General features: G+C 71.0%; 15 protein-coding genes. 7 read left to right on the forward strand and 8 right to left on the reverse strand.

The genetic code is table 11. The features are described 5' to 3' along the window. Positions 1-39: 39 nt before the first annotated feature. The 4 genes from J3486_RS44375 (at position 40) to J3486_RS26050 (ending at position 4102) form a co-directional block, all read left to right on the forward strand. Complete coding sequence (locus tag J3486_RS44375) at positions 40-1194, forward strand: ThiF family adenylyltransferase (protein WP_307804943.1); 1155 nt, start codon at positions 40-42, stop codon at positions 1192-1194. Then, a complete protein-coding gene (locus J3486_RS26040; protein ID WP_207824340.1) occupies positions 1191-1805 on the forward strand; it encodes a GNAT family N-acetyltransferase in 615 nt (204 codons plus the stop codon). The genes J3486_RS44375 and J3486_RS26040 overlap by 4 nt, the downstream gene beginning before the upstream one ends. Before the next feature lie 597 nt (positions 1806-2402). Then, the gene (locus J3486_RS26045; RefSeq protein WP_207824341.1) at positions 2403-3614 is read left to right on the forward strand and encodes a pyridoxal phosphate-dependent aminotransferase; all 1212 of its coding nucleotides are present in this window, start codon (positions 2403-2405) and stop codon (positions 3612-3614) included. A gap of 86 nt (positions 3615-3700) precedes the next feature. Continuing rightward, positions 3701-4102 carry a hypothetical protein gene (locus J3486_RS26050; protein WP_207824343.1) on the forward strand — a complete coding sequence of 134 codons (402 nt, stop codon included), beginning with the start codon at positions 3701-3703 and terminating at the stop codon, positions 4100-4102. 7 nt (positions 4103-4109) lie between these two features. On the opposite strand, the gene J3486_RS26055 is transcribed toward J3486_RS26050, so the two are convergent. Together J3486_RS26055 and J3486_RS26060 are read right to left on the reverse strand one after the other, a co-directional pair. Next, on the reverse strand, positions 4110-5846 hold the full coding sequence (locus J3486_RS26055; RefSeq protein ID WP_307804944.1) for an Ig-like domain repeat protein: 1737 nt from the start codon (positions 5844-5846) through the stop codon (positions 4110-4112). 175 nt (positions 5847-6021) lie between these two features. Then, positions 6022-7863, reverse strand: coding sequence for a phosphoenolpyruvate carboxykinase (GTP) (locus J3486_RS26060; RefSeq protein WP_207824345.1), 1842 nt, complete (start codon positions 7861-7863; stop codon positions 6022-6024). A 311-nt stretch (positions 7864-8174) separates the two neighbouring features. Here J3486_RS26060 and J3486_RS26065 point away from each other — a divergent pair, with 311 nt between their 5' ends. The 3 genes from J3486_RS26065 to J3486_RS26075 all read left to right on the forward strand — a co-directional run bounded on the left by J3486_RS26065 (position 8175) and on the right by J3486_RS26075 (position 11185). Next, on the forward strand, positions 8175-8873 hold the full coding sequence (locus tag J3486_RS26065; protein ID WP_207824354.1) for a hemolysin III family protein: 699 nt from the start codon (positions 8175-8177) through the stop codon (positions 8871-8873). A 123-nt stretch (positions 8874-8996) separates the two neighbouring features. Further along, on the forward strand, positions 8997-10562 hold the full coding sequence (locus J3486_RS26070; protein WP_207824357.1) for a DHA2 family efflux MFS transporter permease subunit: 1566 nt from the start codon (positions 8997-8999) through the stop codon (positions 10560-10562). A gap of 11 nt (positions 10563-10573) precedes the next feature. Continuing rightward, positions 10574-11185, forward strand: coding sequence for a TetR/AcrR family transcriptional regulator (locus J3486_RS26075; RefSeq protein WP_207824359.1), 612 nt, complete (start codon positions 10574-10576; stop codon positions 11183-11185). Between the two features lie 42 nt (positions 11186-11227). Here J3486_RS26075 and J3486_RS26080 read toward each other — a convergent pair whose 3' ends face one another. The 6 genes from J3486_RS26080 to J3486_RS26105 form a co-directional block, all read right to left on the reverse strand. Further along, entirely contained in the window at positions 11228-11536 is a 309-nt protein-coding gene (locus tag J3486_RS26080; protein ID WP_207824360.1) for a hypothetical protein, read from the reverse strand. A 50-nt stretch (positions 11537-11586) separates the two neighbouring features. Then, positions 11587-14016 (reverse strand): galactose oxidase early set domain-containing protein, encoded by a 2430-nt coding sequence (locus tag J3486_RS26085; RefSeq protein ID WP_207824361.1) that lies wholly within the window; start codon positions 14014-14016, stop codon positions 11587-11589. Next, positions 14013-15203: a glycosyltransferase family 2 protein gene (locus J3486_RS26090; protein WP_207824362.1), complete on the reverse strand. Its 1191-nt coding sequence runs from the start codon at positions 15201-15203 to the stop codon at positions 14013-14015. Before J3486_RS26090 ends, J3486_RS26085 begins: the two co-directional genes overlap by 4 nt. Next, the gene (locus J3486_RS26095) at positions 15200-16837 is read right to left on the reverse strand and encodes a phospholipid carrier-dependent glycosyltransferase (RefSeq protein ID WP_207824368.1); all 1638 of its coding nucleotides are present in this window, start codon (positions 16835-16837) and stop codon (positions 15200-15202) included. Before J3486_RS26095 ends, J3486_RS26090 begins: the two co-directional genes overlap by 4 nt. Then, entirely contained in the window at positions 16834-18063 is a 1230-nt protein-coding gene (locus tag J3486_RS26100; protein WP_207824712.1) for a glycosyltransferase, read from the reverse strand. The genes J3486_RS26095 and J3486_RS26100 overlap by 4 nt, the downstream gene beginning before the upstream one ends. Before the next feature lie 220 nt (positions 18064-18283). Next, positions 18284-20323: a thioredoxin domain-containing protein gene (locus J3486_RS26105; RefSeq protein WP_207824370.1), complete on the reverse strand. Its 2040-nt coding sequence runs from the start codon at positions 20321-20323 to the stop codon at positions 18284-18286. Between the last annotated feature and the right edge of the window lie 64 nt (positions 20324-20387).

The following is a 20387-nucleotide window of genomic DNA, read 5'->3' on the forward strand; positions in this document are numbered from 1 at the left end:
GCCCCCTCGTACACCAACGCGCTGCTAGTTTCACTGGCTGTGATCAATTCCGCTCCTTCCGTCACGTTCCGTACGCAAGGGCAGGGTGCGCCGGCTCCGGCCGCACCGGTCTCCTGGCACCCCGTCCTGCTGCGCCCCGACGACCCCGACGACCGGGCGAGACTCGGCTCCCTGCGGGACTCGGGCGCCGTGCGCGAGACGCACGACCGCATCGGCGAACAACTCGCCGAGCTCGTGCGCTGCCTGCACCCCGGCGGGTTCCCCGACGGGCGCGCGCTCGACGACGCGGTCGCCGGGGTGCTGGCGGGCGCCGACCCGCGGCGGTACGGGACCTGGGTCTGGTACCCGTGGTCGGGGCGGCTCGTGCGCGTGCTGCCGGAGCCGGAGTTCCGCCGGGTGCGCACCGACCGCAACCGGGGCAAGATCACCGGCGCCGAGCAGCTCCGGCTGCTGGACCGCAGGATCGGCGTCGTCGGCCTCTCCGTGGGCAACAGCGCGGCCCTGACCTGCGCGATGGAGGGCGTCGGGGGATCGTTCCGGCTCGCGGACTTCGACGCCGTCGGCCTGAGCAACCTCAACCGGCTGCGGGCCGGGGTGCACCACATCGGCGTCGCCAAGACGGTCCTGTGCGCCCGCCAGATGTACGAGACCGATCCCTTTCTCGACATCGAGCTCTGGCCGCAAGGGCTGACCGAGGACAACGTCGGCGCGTTCGTCGGGGAGGGCGCGGGCGCGCTCGACCTGGTCGTGGAGGAGTGCGACACGCCCTGGGTGAAGACGGCCGTGCGCGAGCACGCCCGGGCCCGCCGGGTCCCCGTCCTGATGGACGCCAACGACCGCGGTCTGCTCGACGTCGAGCGCTTCGACCTGGAGCCGGACCGCCCGCTCTTCCACGGGCGCGGCGGCGGTCTGACCGCGGCGCAGGTGCGCGCCCTCGACCCGGCCGCGGCCAGGGCGTACCTCCTCGACGTCTGCGACGAGGCGAACCTGAGCCCCGCGATGACCGCGGCGCTCGGCCGGATCGGGACCACGCTGTCCAGCTGGCCGCAACTGGCCAGCGGGGTGGCGCTCGGCGGCGCCCTCGTCACCGACGCCGCCCGGCGGGTCCTGCTCGGCCGGCCCCTGGCGTCGGGCCGCTACTACGTCGACCTCGACGAGTGCGTGGGCCGTCCGACCGAGGGAGTGTGCGCGTGAACCGCAACCGGCTGCCCGATCTGCACGGCCATCACCTCTGGCTGCGCGAGCTGCGCCCCACCGACCTGGCCCCCTTCGAGCGCATTCACACCCACCGGGTCCTGACCCGTTATCTCGGCATCGACCGTATGGACGTCCGGCAGGCCCAGGACGCCTTCGCCCGCTGCCTGGCCCAGCCCTTCCACCACCCGCGCCACAAGTACACGCTGGCCGTGTGCGCCCTGGACGACGACACGATGGTCGGCACCATGGGGCTGCTCCTGGAGGAGTACGGGCGCAACGCCATGCTCACCAGTCTGGTGCTGCTGCCCGACGCCCCGGTGCGCGGTCACGGCCACGAGGCGGGCCGGCTGCTGATGGCCCACGGTTTCGGACCGCTCGGTCTGCACCGGATCTGGGCGGGGCACCGCGCCGATCACACCCGGATGCGGGAGATCATGATCGCGGCGGGTCTGCGACCCGAGGCCACGCTGCGCCAGCTCTTCCACACCCAGGGCACGTGGCACGACGTCACGACCTACGCGGCGCTGGCCCCGGAATGGATCCCCCAGGCGACCCGAGCCGAACGCACCATCCTCACGAACACCCCCACATCCCTCACCCCGGCCTGACCCCGACCGCCCCGGGCCATACGCCGACCCCGGCCGCCTCGGGCCATACGCCGACCCCGGCCGCCTCGGGCCATACGCCGACCCCGGCCGCCTCGGGCCATACGCCGGCCCCCGCCGCCTCGGGCCATACGCCGGCCCCGCCGCCTTGGGCAATCTGCCGCCAAGGGCGGCAGGGTGGGCAAGGCGGCACCCCGGCGCGGGGCGAGCGCTCCAACCGGCCCCCAGCCCGGTCCCGACCCGTCATCGCCGGGTGCAGGCCCGGTGGGGGCTGGTCGCGCAGTTCCCCGCGCCCCTGACGGGGCGCACCTCGCCGCCGGTCGCGCCCCCGACGGGGCTCACCTCACCGCCGGTCACGCCCGCGCGGCGGAGCCGCACAACGACACAGCCCGCGCCCGCCGGAGGCGAACGTATCCACGAGTGGTCCATCTCACCCGCCCCCACGACCAGCCCCTTCAAAGCCCCGCCCCGCACCCCACCCCGCAATCCGAAGACACCTGGCACCCCGTGCCGAAGGATCCGCGACCAGGGCGGCGCGGAGTGCCACGGCAGGCCGTAAAGAGGGCGCCAGGGCACGAAACACCGCCGTAAAGTCTCAGCATGCAGCTCATCCAGTCGACCAAGCTCGCCAACGTCTGCTACGAGATCCGGGGCCCGGTGCTCGAGGAGGCGATGCGGCTCGAAGCGGCAGGTCACCGGATCCTCAAGCTCAACACCGGAAACCCGGCGGCGTTCGGCTTCGACTGCCCGCCGGAGATCCTGGAGGACATGCTGCGCAACCTCGGCGACGCGCACGGCTACGGCGACGCGAAGGGCCTGCTCGCGGCCCGGCGCGCGGTGATGATGCACTACCAGACCCTCGGCGTGGAGACCGACGTCGAGCACGTCTTCATCGGCAACGGGGTCTCCGAGCTGATCGTGATGGCGATGCAGGGCCTGCTCGACGACGGCGACGAGGTGCTCGTCCCGGCCCCCGACTACCCGCTGTGGACCGCGGCCGTCTCGCTCTCCGGCGGCACCGCCGTGCACTACCGCTGCGACGAGCAGTCCGACTGGATGCCGGACCTGGCCGACGTCGAGCGCAAGGTGACCGACCGCACCAAGGCGATCGTCATCATCAACCCGAACAACCCCACCGGCGCCGTCTACAGCGACGAGATGCTGCGCGGCCTGACCGACATCGCGCGCCGCCACAACCTCCTGGTCTGCTCCGACGAGATCTACGACAAGATCCTCTACGACGACGCGACGCACACCCCGACGGCCGCGATCGCCCCGGACCTGATGACGCTCACCTTCAACGGCATGTCGAAGGCGTACCGCGTCGCCGGTTACCGTGTGGGCTGGATGGCGATCTCGGGCCCGCGCGCGCACGCCGAGTCCTACATCGAGGGCCTGACGATCCTCGCGAACATGCGCCTGTGCGCGAACATGCCGGGCCAGCACGGAGTCGTCGCCGCGCTCAGCGGCCGCCAGACCATCAACGACCTCGTCCTCCCGGGCGGCAGGCTCAAGGAGCAGCGCGACGTCGCGTTCGAGCTGCTGACCCAGATCCCCGGCGTGACCTGTGTGAAGCCCAAGGGCGCGCTGTATCTCTTCCCGCGTCTCGACCCGAAGGTCTTCAAGGTCAAGGACGACCGGCAGATGGTGCTCGACCTGCTGCGCGCCGAGAAGATCATGGTCGTCCACGGTACGGGCTTCAACTGGCCCGAGCCCGACCACTTCCGCGTCGTCACCCTGCCCTCGGCCGAGCAGCTGACCACGGCCGTGACCCGGATCGGGAACTTCCTGGACGGCTACAGCCAGCCCTGACGCGCCTACTTTGGACAGGTTCTAAATTAGACGCGTTCTAAGGTACGATGGAGGCCAAGTTACCGCCTGCTGCCCCGGAGGCCTCCATGTACGAGCCGATCCGCACCAAATCGGTCCACACGATGGCGGCCGACCACGGCGGCGACTTCCCGCACCGTTCCCGCGAGGAGGAGCTGGACATCCAGCTCGCCGGGCACCTGTCCGCGCTTCTCGCGGTGACGGACGAGCTGCGCCGGCTCTCGCCGAGCGCCGAGCTGGACGAGGCGGCGGACGCACTGGTCGCGCAGGTGACCCGGCTGCGCGGCGGCCACCCGCCGGTCCGCGCCGCCGTGGCCGCCTCCCTCCACGAACCCGCCGTCGCCGGGCTGCACCAGCGGGCGCACGCCCTCGCCGGGCGCGCCCTGGTGGTCGCCGCGTCCCGTGCGGACACCGCCGCCGCGATCCTGGCGGCCCAGCGCATGGAAGCCCACACGCTGGTCGCCGCCTAGGGCGGGGCTACCTCCCCACGATCACCGCGGCCGACGCCGTGGCGCCCTCGTGGAGGTCGTCACCGGCCCAGCTCACCTCGTACGTCACGGTCTTGGTCGTACGCGGCAGGTCCTTGATCCGGAACGTGCCGTCCGCGCCGACCGTGACCGACGTCAGCTCGCCCGTGCCGAGGCGGTCCGTGCGCCGCACCTTCAGGCTGGTCCCGGCGGACAGCGCCGGGCCCCCGGCCTCGAACGTGCCGGTGATCTCGACACCGGCCTCCTTCGACGCCTCGGCCGGGGCGCTCAGGGTGATCTTCGACCCGGCCTTGCCGACCTGCACCGTCTTCGTGATGTCCGTGGCCGGACGGTGCGTCAGGTCGCCCAGGTAGGAGACGGTGTACGTCGCCTCGCCGACCCGGTCCGGGACGTCGAGCACCGTGAACGAGCCGTCAGCGGCGACCTTGACCGGCGCCAGCTCGGTCGTGCCGTCGGCGTCCTTGCGCACGGCGGTGACCTGTCCCGGCGTGGCGGGCGCGGTGCCGTCGAACTCCAGCTTGCCGCGCAGGCCCAGCGGTTCGCCGACGACGGCGGCGGACGGGCTCTGGGTGAGGCCGGTGCCGAAGCGGGAGTCGTACTGCTCGGCGGGCGGGGTGACGATGTGCAGCCAGCGCCCGTAGACGCCGTCCGTCGTCACGGCGAACAGCCGCGAACCGTCCGCCGACCAGGCAAGACCCTCCGGCACCACGGAGTTGCCGTCGAGGTCCCCCTCGAAGGCGAACTCCAGCGGGGTACCGCCCTGGTCGGGGTCGGCGGGCTGGATCAGCAGGTCCGGAGTGGAACCCGAGGCGGCGGCGCCCCGCGCGATGTACTTGCCGTCGCCACTGAACGCGACGGCCGTGGACTTGGCGCCGTCCGGCAGCGCCTGGTAGCCGGTGGCCGCGTCGCTGAGGTCGTCGGCGTTCAACAGCCTTGTGCCGCCGGGGTAGTTGGCGTCGGCGACGGCGACCTTGGTGCCGTCCGGCGACAGGGCGGTGTCCTTGGTGTTCAGCGCGCCGCTGCCGTCGGCGGCCGCGAACCGGCGCTCGGGGCCGCGCACCGACGAGCCGTCCGTGGTGTCGATGACCGTCAGATACGGGTTGCTCGCCGCCGCGTTCAGGGACTGGGCGACGACCAGCTTGTTCGGCGCCTGCGGCACGGCCTCCAGCGAGAGCGGGCCCGCTCCGGTCCACCCGCCGCCCGCGACGCTCCCGCCCCGCACGCTGACCAGATTGCGCGTGTAGGTCGCGCAGGAGCCCTCGTAGGCGTCCGGCGCGTACGTGTACCAGAGGCTGCCGCCGGAGAAGGCCGCGGCGCGGGAGCACCGGCGCCCCGAGTCCACGTAGGTGGTGGCCGTCGACTTCAGGGTCTGGGTGTCGTACGAGGTCACCGTGGAGACGTCGGCGACGTAGAGCGTCGAGCTGTCCGCGCTGAGCGCCATGCCCGACGTGGTGAAGTAGTTGTTGATCAGACCGATCCTGCGGCCCTCGAAGTCGTAGACCAGGATGTTGCCGCTGTACGTCGAGTTCTCGGTCCAGTTGTCCGCGACGAAGACGCGCTGGTGCTCCGAGTCGACGACCATCGACCCGAACGACGACATCTGCAGCCGCACCGCCACGTCGGCCGGGGTCGCCGCCGACGCCGCGGGCGCCGTGACGCCGACCAGGCCCGCCGCCCCGAGCACCCCCGCCGCGATGATCGCGGCCGTCCTTCTGTACTGCCTCACTGATCTCAACGAAGCCCCCCACAGGCCGAGTTGACGCCCCATCCCCTGACCGGGGCGCACGGTGAGGACATTGAAACATGTGAAGGTGCTGTGAAGGGTGAGGTGTGCGTGGTGTTCCCGTTGCGGGCGGGGGCCCGCACGCCGTTGTACGGGGCCTCGCCGGTCTGTGCGGGAACTAGCCGAGGCGCTCCACGAGCGACCGGTACTCGTCCCACAGTTCCTTCGGGGTGTGCTCGCCGAAGGTGTTGAGGTGCTCGGGGACCAGGGCGGCCTCCTCGCGCCAGACCTCCTTGTCGACCGTGAGCAGGAAGTCCAGGTCGGCGTCGGGCAGGTCGAGGCCGTTCGTGTCCAGGGACTCCCGGGTCGGCAGGATGCCGATCGGGGTCTCGACGCCGTCGGCCTTGCCGTCGAGGCGCTCGACGATCCACTTCAGGACGCGGCTGTTCTCACCGAAGCCGGGCCAGACGAACTTGCCCGCGTCGTTCTTGCGGAACCAGTTGACGTAGTAGATCTTCGGGAGCTTCGCGGCGTCCTTGCCCTTGGCCACGTCGACCCAGTGGCCCATGTAGTCGCCCATGTTGTAGCCGCAGAACGGCAGCATGGCGAACGGGTCGCGGCGCAGCTCGCCGACCTTGCCCTCGGCGGCGGCGGTCTTCTCGGAGGCCACGTTGGCGCCGAGGAAGACGCCGTGGTTCCAGTCGAAGGACTCGGTCACCAGCGGCACGGCCGAGGCGCGGCGGCCGCCGAAGAGGATCGCCGAGATCGGCACGCCCCGCGGGTCCTCCCACTCGGGCGCGATGATCGGGCACTGCGAGGCGGGGACGGTGAAGCGGGCGTTCGGGTGCGCGGCCGGCGTGCCCGACCCGGGCGTCCAGGAGTTGCCCTTCCAGTCCGTCAGGTGGGCCGGGGTCTCCTCCGTCATGCCCTCCCACCAGATGTCGTTGTCGTCGGTGAGGGCGACGTTCGTGAAGACGGAGTTGCCCCACAGCGTCTTCATCGCGTTGGCGTTGGTGTGCTCGCCGGTGCCGGGCGCGACGCCGAAGAAGCCGGCCTCGGGGTTGATCGCGTAGAGGCGGCCGTCCTCGCCGAACCGCATCCAGGCGATGTCGTCACCGATCGTCTCGACCGTCCAGCCGGAGATCGTGGGCTCCAGCATGGCCAGGTTGGTCTTGCCGCACGCGGACGGGAAGGCCGCGGCGACGTACTTCGACTCGCCGGTCGGCGGCGTCAGCTTCAGGATGAGCATGTGCTCCGCAAGCCAGCCCTCGTCCCGGGCCATCACCGACGCGATCCGCAGCGCGTAGCACTTCTTGCCGAGCAGGGCGTTGCCGCCGTACCCGGACCCGTACGACCAGATCTCGCGGGACTCCGGGAAGTGCGAGATGTACTTGGTGGAGTTGCACGGCCACGGCACGTCCTGCTCGCCGTCGGCCAGCGGGGCGCCCAGCGTGTGCACGGCCTTCACGAAGAAGCCGTCCTCACCGAGCTCGTCGAGGACCGGCTGCCCCATCCGGGTCATGGTGCGCATGGAGACGGCGACGTAGGCCGAGTCGGTGATCTCGACGCCGATCGCGGACAGCGGAGAGCCGAGCGGGCCCATGCAGAACGGGACGACGTACATCGTGCGACCGCGCATCGACCCGCGGAAGATGCCCCCCTCGCCCTGCTCGCCCGCGAAGATCGCGCGCATCTCGGCGGGGGCCTTCCAGTGGTTGGTCGGGCCCGCGTCCGCCTCCTTCTCGGAGCAGATGAACGTCCGGTCCTCGACCCGCGCGACATCGGTGGGGTCGGAAGCGGCGTAGTAGGAGTTCGGGCGCTTGATCGGGTCGAGCTTCTTGAACGTTCCCTTGGCGACGAGTTCGTCCGCGAGGCGCTCGTACTCGGCCTCGGAACCGTCGCACCAGACCACGCTGTCCGGCTGCGTCAGTTCGGCGATCTCGTTGACCCACGAGATCAGTTCCTGGTGGTTGGTCGGGAGGGTGTCAGTCGAAACGGGAGCCGCGATGTCGCGCGCCACGATCGCTCCTAAAGAGGGTGTTGAGTTGGTTGCCCCGTGGGGGCTGCGACCCGGACGCTGCGCCTCCCGTTCCACTGGTTCGCAGTGAGCGCTCATCCGGTGCCGACCACACTCATTTGATCATCCGACCGATTCGCCCATCTGTCCAGGGGGCCTCACACCTGAGCGACGTGAGCAATGCCACTCATGCGACAAGGCCGACAGAGGCTTAACGATCGGCGAATTCGGGATGCCCCGGCCGGCGAAGGGGGTTGCCCACACTGTGGAACCGGGGGTTCTCCCTATCGGTTACTTACGGTCGCGTAGGTACGATGCGGGGCATGAGCGTCGCCGCAGAGCAGCCCGAAGTACCCGTCGCCGCCGCAGATCCCAGCCCCGTGAAGCCGCACCTGCGCGGCTGGCTGCACGCGGGAATGTTCCCCGCGGTACTGATCTCCGGCCTCTTTTTGACCGCGCTCGCGGATTCCACACGCGGCCGGATCGCCTGCGGCATCTACGTCCTGACGGCCTGCCTGCTGTTCGGTGTGAGCGCGCTCTACCACCGGGGCAACTGGGGGCCGCGCGCGGGCGGCGTGCTGCGCCGGCTGGACCACGCCAACATCTTCCTGATCATCGCGGGCACCTACACCCCGCTCGCCTTGCTCCTGCTGCCGGGCGCCAAGGGCGAGTGGCTGCTGTGGGGCATCTGGGCGGCCGCGGCGGCGGGCATCATCTTCCGCGTCTTCTGGGTCGGCGCCCCGCGCTGGCTGTACACCCCCTGCTACATCGCGATGGGCTGGGCCGCCGTCTTCTTCCTGCCGGACTTCCTGCAGAAGGGCGGCATCGCGGTGATGGTCCTGGTCGTCGTCGGCGGGCTGCTCTACAGCGCGGGCGGCGTGATCTACGGCATCAAGCGCCCGAACCCCTCCCCGCGCTGGTTCGGCTTCCACGAGGTCTTCCACTCCCTGACCCTCGCGGCGTTCGTCGTGCACTACGTCGGCATCTCGCTGGTGGCGTACCAGCACGCCTGACCCCCACCCCCTTCCCGGGCCGCGGCTTTCGAGCCGCGGCCCTTTCGTGTGTCCGGGAGCTGACACCTACTGAAAGCGACTCCGTATTGACAGATACACGGAAGTGAAAGCTACTCTCATTTCATGGTTACTGTCACTGAGCAGACGGAGTCGCGCCCGGACCCCCGGCGCTGGTGGGCCCTCGGGGCCCTGGTCGCGAGCATGCTGGTGCTCGGATTCGACACGACGATCCTCAACGTGGCGCTGCCGACGATCGCCGAGGACCTCGGCGCCACCACCGGCGAGCAGCAGTGGATGGCGGACGCGTACATCGTGGTGTTCGCCGCGCTGATGCTCCCGGCCGGACTGCTCGGCGACCGGTTCGGGCGGCGCCGGATGCTGATCGGCGGGCTCGGCGTCTTCCTCGCCGCGTCCCTGGTGGGCGCCCTGGCGAGCGACGTCACCTGGGTCATCACGGCCCGCGCCCTGATGGGCGTCGGCGGCGCCTTCGTGATGCCGCTCGCCCTGTCCGTCCTGCCGTCGCTGTTCCCGCGCGAGGAGCAGACCAAGGCGCTCGGGGCGATCTCCGCGGCCTCCGCGCTCGGCCTGCCGCTCGGCCCGATCATCGGCGGCTGGCTGCTCGACCACTTCTGGTGGGGCTCGGTCTTCGTGCTGAACGTACCGATGGTCGCGATCGGCATCACCGCCTGCCTGTTCCTGCTCCCGGAGAGCAGGGACCCGGCCGCGCCCGGGGTCGACGCCGTCTCCACGGCGCTCACCGTGATCGGCCTCGGCTCCCTCATCTACGGGATCATCGAGGGCCCGGGGAAGGGCTGGGGCAGCGTCACCGTCATCGGCTCCTTCGTGGCCGCCGTCGTGCTGATCGGCGCGCTGGTGCTGCGCGAGCGCGGCAGCGCCGCGCCCATGCTCGACCTCTCGCTCCTGTCCCACCGCGGCTTCCTCAGCAACACGCTGGCCGCCACCCTCGGCATGTTCGTCCTGTCCGGCGTGCTCTTCCTGCTGCCGCAGTACCTGCGGGCCGTCCTCGGCACCGACGCGCTCGGCACCGGAGTGCGGCTCCTGCCGCTGATGGCCGGCATGCTGCTCGCGGCGCGTCTCGCGCAGCCGCTCGTCGTCCGGTTCGGGGCGCGGTCGGTGGTCTGCGCGGCGCTCGCCGTGCTCTCCTTCGCCGCGTTCCTCGGGGCCCGGACGACCGTCGGCTCCGGCTACGGGTTCACCGCGCTGTGGCTGTCGATCGCCGGTGTCGGCATCGCCTTCGCCATGATCCCCGCGATGGGCGGCGCCATGGCCGCGCTCGACAAGGACCAGGCCGGCCGTGGCTCGGGCCTGCTCTCCACGGTCCGGCAGACCGGCAGCGCGCTCGGCGTCGCGCTGCTCGGCGCCCTGCTGGCCGGGGCGTACACGCACCGGCTGAGCACCGCGGGTCTGCCGGGCCCGGCCGCCGACGCGGCCCGCGACTCGGTGGTCGGCGCCCATGTGGTGGCCGGGAAGCTCGGCGACCCGGCGCTCGCGGCCGCGGCGGACTCCGCGTTCGTGCACGGCATGGACCTGGCCCTGGTCGTCATCGGGATCGTCGCCCTGGCGGCCGCGCTGCTGTCCGCGGCGCTGCTGCCATCCCGCGCGGCGAAGAGCGGCACCGGGGACCGCGCCTCCGGCACGGAGGTGGCCCCGGTCAGCGCGGATGCCTGACAATGAGCGCCATGGCCGCGTCAGCACAGACGCCCGCGGAGCCCAAGGTCGGGCTCCGCGAGCGCAAGAAGATCAAGACCAGGATGGCGATCCGCGAGGCGACGTACCGTCTGATCGAGGCACAGGGGTACGACGCGACGACGGTCGAGCAGATCGCCGAGGCCGCCGAGGTGTCGCCGTCCACGGTCTTCCGGTACTTCCCGACCAAGGAGGACATCGTCCTCACGGACGAGTTCGACCCGATCCTGGAGCGGGAACTGCTCAAGCGGCCCAAGGACGAGTCGATCGTCGACTCCGTGCGGCACGTCATCGACCGCAGCCTGGAGCTCGCCTTCGCCGAGGAGCCCCCGCAGGTGACCCGGCTGCGGCTGCGCCTCCAGGTCGAGACGCCCGCGGTGCGCTCCCGGATGATGGAGTCGATGTCGGTCACCGGCCGGCTGATGTGCCGGGTGATCGCGGAGCGCACCGGCCGCGGCGCCGACGACCTGGAGGTCCGGGTCTACGCGATGGCGCTGGTCGGCGCGATGATGCAGGCCACGATGTACTGGGCCGAGCACGACCACGAGGGCGATCTGCGCGACCTCGTGCTGCGCGCCCTGGACACGGTGCAGCACGGCCTGTAGGCGTGCGCTCCGGGTCGGGCCCGGCCCGGGGCGTGTATCGCCCTAGGCCCGCCCCAGATCAGCGAACCCCAGCGGCCTGAGCGAGTAGAAGCTCCAGGTCGAGCCCTTGGCGCCGCCCTTGACCTTGATGTCCTCGTCCCCCGACGCCTCCGAGGACCAGTGGATGCGCAGGGTGTGCGTGGTGGTGCAGCGGTTGCGGTAGTAGACGGTCGTCGTGAGGACGCCGCCGTCCTTCCAGGACCAGGAGAAGCATCCGGTGCGGCCCCGGTGGACCGTGTCGGCGGCATCCGCCGGGACGACCCCGACGAGCGTCGACAGGGTCAGGGCGGCGGTCGCGAGAGAGCGGATCATGTCCTACGTATCTCAGCGACCGCCGCACGGGAAACGGCCTGTGCCCTGGATCAGCCCTTGCGGGTGGTGTCCTGCTTCCCGCAGGCGCGGCCGTCACCGTTCGGATCGAGACGCAGCGGGTCGTCCTTGCCGTTGACCTTCAGGCGGCCGTAGTCCTGGGCCTTCAGCCAGCCGCAGCGGGCCTTGGTCGTGGGCTTCACCTGCGGCGGGAACACGGTCGGCACGCACACGTTGGCCGAACCGTAGTGCCGGTCGCAGCCCGCGACCGTGGTGCTGACGGGCGCCGACGCGCGCTTCTTCCCGGTCTTCTTCGGGGCGGCGTCGAGACCGGAGGCGAAGTCGTGCACATGGGCGTCGGCCGTCGTCGCCGACCTCGCCGTCGCCGTGTCCGGTCCGGTCAGATGCACCCACTGGGCCACCGACGGCACCCCGTTGGCATCGACCGCGAAGAGCATGTACCAGCCGGGCGGCGCCAGGTTCGGGTTGGACGTGACGTTCAGGTCGATGTTGTCGGGGTTGTTCCCGTCCACCGACAGCGGCAGATCCACGTACCGCTGGTTCGGGTCGGAGGAGTGGGTGACCGCGGCCGGGCGGATCAGCTCCGCCTTGGCGATCGGCCGGTCGACGGTGATGCGCTGGGTGTCCCCGTACTTCCAATCCTTGTCGATGACCGAGGTGATCGACGGGCGCTCGCCCTTGAGCAGGTAGGGCGGGGTGTAGATCGAGACGTTGTGGTTCCAGGTGCCGTTGCCCGGGTTGTCGCCCGTGGTCATGACGCGGCCGTCGGGCAGCAGGAACGCGGAGGAGTGGTAGCCGCGGGCCTGAGGGTCCGGGGCGACCGGGTCGAAGGTCGTGGTCGCCGGGTCGAAGATCGACGACTCGTAGACCGGGTTGGCGCGGTTGTGCAGGGCGCCGCCGGTCTCCAGGACCTTGCCGTCGGGCAGCAGGACCGCGGAGACGTACATCTTGCCCTGGTTGCCGGTCTCCGCGACCGGGCCGTTGCCCAGGTCCACCGTGCCCTGCGGGAGTTGGGGCCCGGCCACGTACTGCGGGCCGGCCTGCTTCAGGTCGATGATGTCCACGAGCCGGCCCGCGTCCGGGTTGGAGTCGATGTTGCCGCCGCCCATGGTGAGGACCCTCTGGTCCTGCGCCGGGGGCAGCAGCACGCTCGCCGACTGGTCGCGCTCGTCCTTGTTCTGCAGCCCGGGGACGTCGGTGACGGTGTTCTTGTCGTAGTCGTAGATCGACGAGCCGGTGCCCGGGGTGCCGTTGCCGAAGACATGGCTGCCGGAGTAGAAGAGCCGGCCGTCCTGCATCAGGATCATCGACGGGTACAGGCCCCAGTACGACCAGGTCTGGTGGACCTGCGACAGCGGCAGCCACTCCCCCTTCGCCGCGTCGAACCGCTCGGCGGTGACCGACCCGGAGGAGTCCTCGCGCAGCCCGCCGAACGACATCACGTCACCGTTGCCCATGACCGTGGCCGACGGGTACCAGTGGCCGTCGTTCAGGTCGTTGGTCTTGGAGTACGTCTCGGTGGCCGGGTCGAAGATGTACGAGTCCTTGAAGCCCTCGTAGCCGTGCGAGCCGTCGGCGGCGGGATAGGCCGCGTTGCCGCTCATCACCAGGACCCGGCCGTCGGCGAGCTGGACGTGGCCCGCGCAGAACATGTCCTTCGGGGTCGGGATGGTCTTGTACGTGCCCTTGACCGGGTCGTAGACCGCCGAGGTGAACGTGCCCGCCTTGAACATCTCCTCGCTGTTGCCCGACCCTGCGATCAGCAGGATCTTGCCGTTGTTGAGGACGACGGAGTGCATGGAGCGGACCGGGTTCTGGGTGGGCAGCACGTCCCATCTGCCGTTCGCGCACTCGTCGGCCGTGCCGGTGCACCCGGCGGGCGGCAGCACGTCGGCGACCTGGTTCATCGTGTAGTCGTCGGTGGTCGCGGACCCCGTGCCGTAGACGGAGACGCCCCAGGTGATGCGGTCGGTGCCGGCCGGGACCTCGGGCGTGCGCACCGTGGCCTCGGCCCAGCCCGCGCTCAGGTCCAGGGTCTTGAGGTCGGTCCAGTACTGCCAGCCGGCCGTGGTGTCGTGCCGGAACAGGGTGATCGAGGCGTCCGGCGTCGTCGTCTTGTACCAGAGCCCGAGGTCGTACTGCTTGCCTGCGGTGACGGCCGGGGCGCAGTCGGCGGACTCGGTGATCATCGCCTTGCGGTCGCCGTCGACGCGGCGGGTCAGCTCGACCTTCATCGCCTTGCTGCCGGTGTGGGCGTCGCCGGTCGTGGTGAACGTGTAGTCGTTGTCGCCCCAGCCGGACTTCTCCCAGCAGGCCGGCATGTCGCCGCCGGCCGTCTCGAAGCCGGGGTTGGTGATCAGGTTGGCCGCGGCGGCGGGCTGCGGGACGGCGAGCAGCAGCCCGGCGGCGAGTGTGCCCACCCCCAGCAGCGCGGCTGCGCGGGTCGTTCTCATCCGTCTCATACGGCGACCTCCCTGGCGCGCTTCACGCGCTTGGTTCCCTTTGCGTAGACCAGCGCCTCGGTCCCGGCGAAGCGCAGGACGAATGTGGTGACGAGGGCGAGGGCCGTCGCGGGCAGCACCGCGATGCCCCACTCCTTCACGAACAGGGCGATCAGCGGGATGCGCAGCACCAGGTCCGCGTTGGCGAGCAGCGCGAAGCGCAGGGTGCGGTCGGCCCAGTGCCGGTGGCGGCGCCGGTCGCGGAAGAGGAGGCCCTCGATGAGCAGGAAGTTCCAGGCGACGCCCGCCTGGTTGGCGAGGATCTCGGCGGGCAGGTAGTGCACGCCGACCTGGGTGAGGGCGGCCAGGGCGAGCAGGTTCGGGGCGAAGCCGGTGAGTCCGATCAGCCCGAAGACGAGCATCCGCGCGACGGGTGACGCGGTGCGCAGCTCGACCAGGTGGCGCAGGAAGCGCAGGCCCACCTTGACGGTGGACTTGGACTCGCCCGCGTACCGGTCCTGGAAGACGAACGGGACCTGGGAGACCTCCAACCGCCGTCCGCGCAGGGCGAGTTCGAGCAGGATCTTGTAGCCGTTCGGCTTGAGCAGGTCGGGGCGGACGGCCGCCCGGCGGATCGCGAAGAAGCCGCTCATCGGGTCGCTGATGCCGCGCAGGCCGCGCGGGAAGAGCCCCTTGGCGAGCCAGGTCGAGGCGCGGGAGACGGCGACGCGGTAGCCGCCCGAGAGACCCTGCCTGCTGCCGCCCTTCACGTACCGGCTGGCGACGACGAGCTGGGCGTTGGTCTCCTCGCCCTGCGCGACCAGCTCCGGCACCAGGGACGGCGGGTGCTGGAGGTCGCCGTCCATGACCACGACCCAGTCGGAGGTGGCGGCCCTGATGCCCTCGACGACGGCGCCGCCGAGTCCGCCGACCGGTTCGTCGCGGTGCAGGACGGTCACCGGGAACGGGCAGTCCTGGGCGATCTCCCGGATGACGCGGGGCGTCTCGTCGGTGGAGTCGTCGACGAAGACGACCTCGCAGGGCAGCCGCCCCGGCACGGCGCCGGCGATCTGCTCCAGCAACTCCCCCACGTTCTCTTCCTCGTTGAACGTCGGTACGACGATGGTGACGGCGCCGGGCTCGGACACCTCGGCGGCGTCCGACCCACCCAGGGCGGGCTGCGTGCCGAATTCGGGGTGCAGGGTCATCGCACGTCCTCCTGGGAGCCGGTGGCGTCCTGGATGCGCCGGATCTCGATCCGGTCCTCGCCGGTGCCGAAGGTGGCGACCGGCTCGGAGTTCCGCAGCGCGGCCTTGACGGTGGGCAGGTCGACGGCGTCGCGGCGGACGGTGGGCGAGGCGACGACGTAGTCGAGGTCGCGCCAGCCGTGCTTCATGGTCTTGGTGACGGCGGGGTCGAGGTCGGCCTTGTAGAACCAGATGACGCCGAGCCCGGGCTTGTACCCCGCGTGCACGAGGTCGAGCCAGAGCGCGTCGTCGACGAGGACGCGGGTCCTGGCCGGGTCCTTGACCTTCGTCGCCATCCAGGCGGCGGCGGAGCGGTAGGGCGCGTTGGCGTCGACGGTCATGGCGGTGCGGTCGCCGTCGTACCAGGGCGGCACGACGAGCCCGGCCCCGCACGCGGCGAGCAGGGCGACCACCGTGAACCGCACGCCTCTGGGGATCCAGGGCCCGCGGTGGACGAGGGCGTGCACCACGCCCGCCGCCGCCCCGGCGAGCACGAGGGCGAGGAACGGCAGGGCCTGGACGACGTACATGGCGGGCAGGTAGCCGGACGGGCGCATCGCGACCAGGGTGAGGATCGCGACGGCCATGGCGGGTCCGGCGAGCGCCCGCGCGGTCACCGACCAGCGGAGCACGACCAGCAGGAACAGGGCCGCGGCGAGCCCGCCCAGGGGCAGTACCCGGTCGTAGTAGAGCCAGGAGTGCAGGACCCCGTACGAGCCGGAGCTCTGGTCGAGGATGAAGCCGGAGCCGGGCCGGCTCATCTGGTACGTGATGCCGTCCCACAGCGACACGTGTCCGCCGCCGGGGAACAACTCGCCCTTGAGCAGGGCGAAGAGGGGATAGGACAGGCCCACGAGGGCGCATGCCGTGATGGCTCCGGTGAGGGCGAACTTGCGGGTCGCCGGGTGCCCGTGCCGCCACATGGTGACCAGCAGCGCGGGCAGCAGTACGAGCATCGTCTCCTTGGAGAGCACGCCCGTGGCGGCGGCGATGCCCGCGGCGAAGTGGTGCCACAGGTGCCGGCTCGGGGACGCGGCCAGGCAGAACGCGAGCAGCATCCACATCACGGCGATGTTGTCGAGGAAGATCTCCCGCTGGAGCACGACGGAGAGCGGCGAGAGCCCGAAGAGGACCATCGCGAGGCCCGCGGCCCACATGGGCAGGCGCAGGCGGCGCGCGAGCACGTACAGCAGGACGGCGCTCACGGCGCTGACCCCGAGCATGATCAGCCGCATGGTGCCGACGGTCATCGCGGACGGGTGGGCGAGCGACGGGATCCAGGAGACGGTGGCCAGCTGGAGCCAGCCCAGCGGCGGGTGGTCGTACCAGTACGTGTAGTGCGCCAGGCCCTCGCCCTGCTGCACGGCCCACGCCTGGGCGAGGTAGGTCCCCTCGTCGTCGCTGAAGTTGGGGTATCCGGCGATGTTCCAGCCCTGCACGAGCACGATCGCGGCGAGCAGCGCGCCGCACAGGGCGAGATCGGCCGGTGAGCGGCGGAATCGGACGGCGCGCTGCGGGGTCCGCAGGCGTGCGGGCACACGTGTGGTCCGCGCGGTGGCCTCGATGTCGGCCGCCGCGGGAAGGGTGGTGGTCACGCAGGGACGTCCTCTCGGGCGGGACTCATGGCTTTCTGGGTCGGCAGATGCGCGCCTACGTGACTGGTCAACTCCCAGTCGCTGCGCCCGCGTTGTTCGCGCCACACGGCTCGGATGGCGGCGCCGGCGAGCAGCAGCTGATAGAACGGCCCGCCCACGACCAGCTTCAGGTAGTGCACGAGGCGGACCTTCAGGCCGTACTGCTTGCCGAAGTCATGGAGTCCGACGACCTCGAAGACGAAGGTCACGAACGCGGTGACGGCGGGCAGAAAGGTGATGAACGCGATGCCGACGGGCACGTCCATGAGCAGTGCGACCGCGGCGTTCAGCGGAATGATCAGCCCGGTGAAGGCCTGCATGAACGGCGTCATGAGGGTGTACCGGGCGAGCAACCGCTGCCCGAACGTGGGCAGTTGCTTCCAGTCCTTCTTCCGGTAGACCTGGAGGAAGCCCTGGTTCCAGCGGGTGCGCTGCTTCAGCAGCGACAGCAGCGTGCCCGGCGTCTCCTCTCGGGTCACCATGTCGGAGTCGTACGCGACGACGACCTTCTTGCCGACGGAGGAGAGCCGCACCCCCAGGTCGCAGTCCTCGGCGAGGCAGTCGGGGTCCCAGCCGCCCGCCTCGCGCAGCACGTCGGTGCGGACGAAGACGGTGTTGCCGCCGAGCGGGATGAAACCTTTCTGGGCGTGCAGGTGCAGCCGGGAGCGGAACCAGAAGAAGTACTCCAGGCAGTTGCGCAGGCTGTACCAGCTGGAGTGGAAGTTGATCAGCTGGACGCCGCCCTGCACGACGTCGGCGCCGGTCGAGCGGAAGGCGTGGTCGACGTGGGCGAGCAGGTCGTGGTGGACCTGGTCCTCGGCGTCGAAGACCCCGACGACGTCGCCGCGGCAGTGCGGCAGCGCCGTGTTGAGCGCCTTCGGCTTGTTCTTGCGGGCGTGCGTGTCGACGACGACACGCACGCGCGGGTCACGGGCGGCGGCCTTCTCGGCGACCTCCGCGGTCTCCGGGTCGTCGTGCCCGACGATCACGATGATCTCGAAGTCGCGGTGCCCGGATTCGAGCAGCCGCTGGATCGTGTGGTCGAGCACGGCCTGCTCGTGCCGCGCGGGCAGGAGCAGTGAGAAGGAGAGAGCCCCGTGATCGTCGGGGTTCCCGAATCGAGTGGAGGCGAGCACTTCCGGCGTGCGCCATGCGTGCATCTGCCACCACAGGGTGAAGGCGGCCATCCAGAACAGGGCCAGTGATACGGCCGCCACGACAACAGCGCTCAGTACGGTGCCGTCGTCGGCCAGTCCCAGCACGACGGCACCATCGGTCGCTAGCAAACAGATCCCCCCAGATCCCCCAGGTGCGACGAGCGGTCACACCCACCCCACCGACGTCGTGAGGATATGGGAATTCTGTGAAGGCCGGGAGCCTGTTGCGATAAATCCCGCGCCGCGGGCGTTAAGCCTTTGTTTCGCCCAAGATCCGTCCCAGTTGGTCGACTTCGGTCACCGGAGCATCACACACGAAGTGTCGGCAGACATAGGCGGTTTCTCGCCCATCGACTTTCAACCGGTCCTTGAGGAGCGGGAGTTCGTCACCGCCCTCGGGTCCGGCCGCGACGACGGCGCCCGGTGCGGTGCCGGTGAGCGCGGTGTGGTGCATCCGGCCACCGATCTCGCCGACCACGGCGATCTCCCGCGGCCCGTCGAGGAGCGCCTCGGCCACCGCGAGCCCGTTGCCGATGAACCGCGGGGCGCGCGGCCCGAGCGCCCGCACGACCCCCAGCGCCCGCTCGGCGGCGCTGCGATGCGGCTCGGAGCCGGTGTGCGCGGCGTACGAGAGCAGCGCTCCGGCGGCGGCCGTCCACCCGGAAGGCGTGGCGTTGTCGGTCGGGTCCTGCGGGCGCCTGATGAGCTTCTCGGCGTCGGTGGCGGTGTCGTAGAGCGCCCCGCTCTCCTGGTCCACGAACCGGTCCAGTACGTGGTCGAGCAGGAACCCGGCGAACTCCAGCCACACGCCCTCGCCGGTCACGGCGGCCAGGGCGAGGAACCCCTCGGCGACGTCCGCGTAGTCCTCCAGCACCCCGGCGTTGGCGCCGGCCTGCCCGTCCTTGCTGGTCCGGGAGAGCCGGGCCAGCGGGTCCATGTGCAGCCGCACCAGCAGATCGCCCGCGCACACGGCGGCGTCCACCAGGTCCTGGCGGCCGAAGCAGGCGCCGGTCTCGGCGAGCGCGGCGATCGCCAGCCCGTTCCAGGCGGCGACGACCTTGTCGTCCCGGCCGGGCGCGGGCCGCTCGGCGCGGGCGGCGACGAGGCGCTGCCGGATGGAGTCGACGCGCGCGGCGTCGAACACCTCGTCGTTCTGCGGGAGTTGGAGGACGGAGGCCCCTTCCTCGAAGGTCCCCTCGTCCGTGACGCCGAAGTACCGGGCGGCCAGCGCCCCGTCCTGCGCACCGAGCACCTCGGTCAGCTGCTCCGGCGTCCACACGTAGTAGGCGCCCTCGACGTGCCTGCCGCTCGCCGGGTCGGCGGCGTCGAGGCTGTCCGCGTCCAGCGCCGAGGCGAACCCGCCCTCGTTCGTGCGCAGTTCGCGGACCATGAAGTCGGCGGTCTCCAGGGCGACCCGCTTGGCGAGTTCCGACCCGGTGGAGCGCCACAGATGCGCGTACGCCCGGCACAGCAGCGCGTTGTCGTACAGCATCTTCTCGAAGTGCGGCACGGTGAACTCGCGGTCCACCGAGTAGCGCGCGAACCCGCCGCCCAGCTGGTCGTAGATGCCGCCGCGGGCCATCCGCTCACAGGTGTCGGCGGCCATCTGGAGGGCGCCCTCGGCGCCGGTGCGGGCGTGGTGGCGCAGCAGGAACTCGATGACCATGGACGGCGGGAACTTGGGCGCGCCGCCGAAGCCGCCGTACGTGGCGTCGTACTCGCGCACGAGCCCGAGCAGCGCCTGCCCCAGCTCCTCCTCGCCGGGCACCCGCGTGTCCCCGTACGGCAGTTCGCGCGCCGCCAGATCGGCGGTGATCTTCGCGGCGACCTCGGTGACCTCGCCGTGCCGGTCGCGCCACGCGTCCCGCACGCCTTGGAGCACCTGGGTGAACGACGGCATGCCGTGGCGCGCCTCCGGCGGGAAGTACGTGCCGAAGTAGAACGGCTCGGCGTCCGGGGTGAGGAACACCGTCATGGGCCAGCCGCCCTGGCCGGTCGCGGCCTGCACGGCCTCCATGTAGACGGCGTCGACGTCGGGCCGCTCCTCGCGGTCGACCTTCACGGCGACGAAGTTCTCGTTGACGACGGCGGCGGTGGCGGCGTCCTCGAAGGACTCGTGGGCCATGACGTGGCACCAGTGGCAGCTCGCGTACCCCACGCTGAGCAGCACCGGCACCCCGCGCCGCTTCGCCTCCTCGAAGGCCTCGGTCGACCAGGGCCACCAGTCCACCGGGTTGTCGGCGTGCTGGAGGAGGTAGGGGGACGTCTCGTGGGCCAGTCGGTTCGGCATGCCACCCATCCTCGCGCATACCGGTCACCGTCCCGTCTTTGATCGCCGGGGCTCTCGCGCGGGC

This window comes from Streptomyces sp. VRA16 Mangrove soil (genome assembly GCF_017377775.1).
Classification (GTDB): Bacteria; Actinomycetota; Actinomycetes; order Streptomycetales; family Streptomycetaceae; genus Streptomyces.

Coding starts and splice junctions, on each gene's coding strand:
- J3486_RS26045 (WP_207824341.1), top strand. CDS start 2,403: ATGCAGCTCATCCAGTCGACCAAGCTCGCCAACGTCTGCTACGAGATC.
- J3486_RS26050 (WP_207824343.1), top strand. CDS start 3,701: ATGTACGAGCCGATCCGCACCAAATCGGTCCACACGATGGCGGCCGAC.
- J3486_RS26065 (WP_207824354.1), top strand. CDS start 8,175: ATGCGGGGCATGAGCGTCGCCGCAGAGCAGCCCGAAGTACCCGTCGCC.
- J3486_RS26070 (WP_207824357.1), top strand. CDS start 8,997: ATGGTTACTGTCACTGAGCAGACGGAGTCGCGCCCGGACCCCCGGCGC.
- J3486_RS26075 (WP_207824359.1), top strand. CDS start 10,574: ATGGCCGCGTCAGCACAGACGCCCGCGGAGCCCAAGGTCGGGCTCCGC.
- J3486_RS26080 (WP_207824360.1), bottom strand. CDS start 11,536: ATGATCCGCTCTCTCGCGACCGCCGCCCTGACCCTGTCGACGCTCGTC.
- J3486_RS26085 (WP_207824361.1), bottom strand. CDS start 14,016: ATGAGACGGATGAGAACGACCCGCGCAGCCGCGCTGCTGGGGGTGGGC.
- J3486_RS26090 (WP_207824362.1), bottom strand. CDS start 15,203: ATGACCCTGCACCCCGAATTCGGCACGCAGCCCGCCCTGGGTGGGTCG.
- J3486_RS26100 (WP_207824712.1), bottom strand. CDS start 18,063: ATGGCCGCCTTCACCCTGTGGTGGCAGATGCACGCATGGCGCACGCCG.
- J3486_RS26105 (WP_207824370.1), bottom strand. CDS start 20,323: ATGCCGAACCGACTGGCCCACGAGACGTCCCCCTACCTCCTCCAGCAC.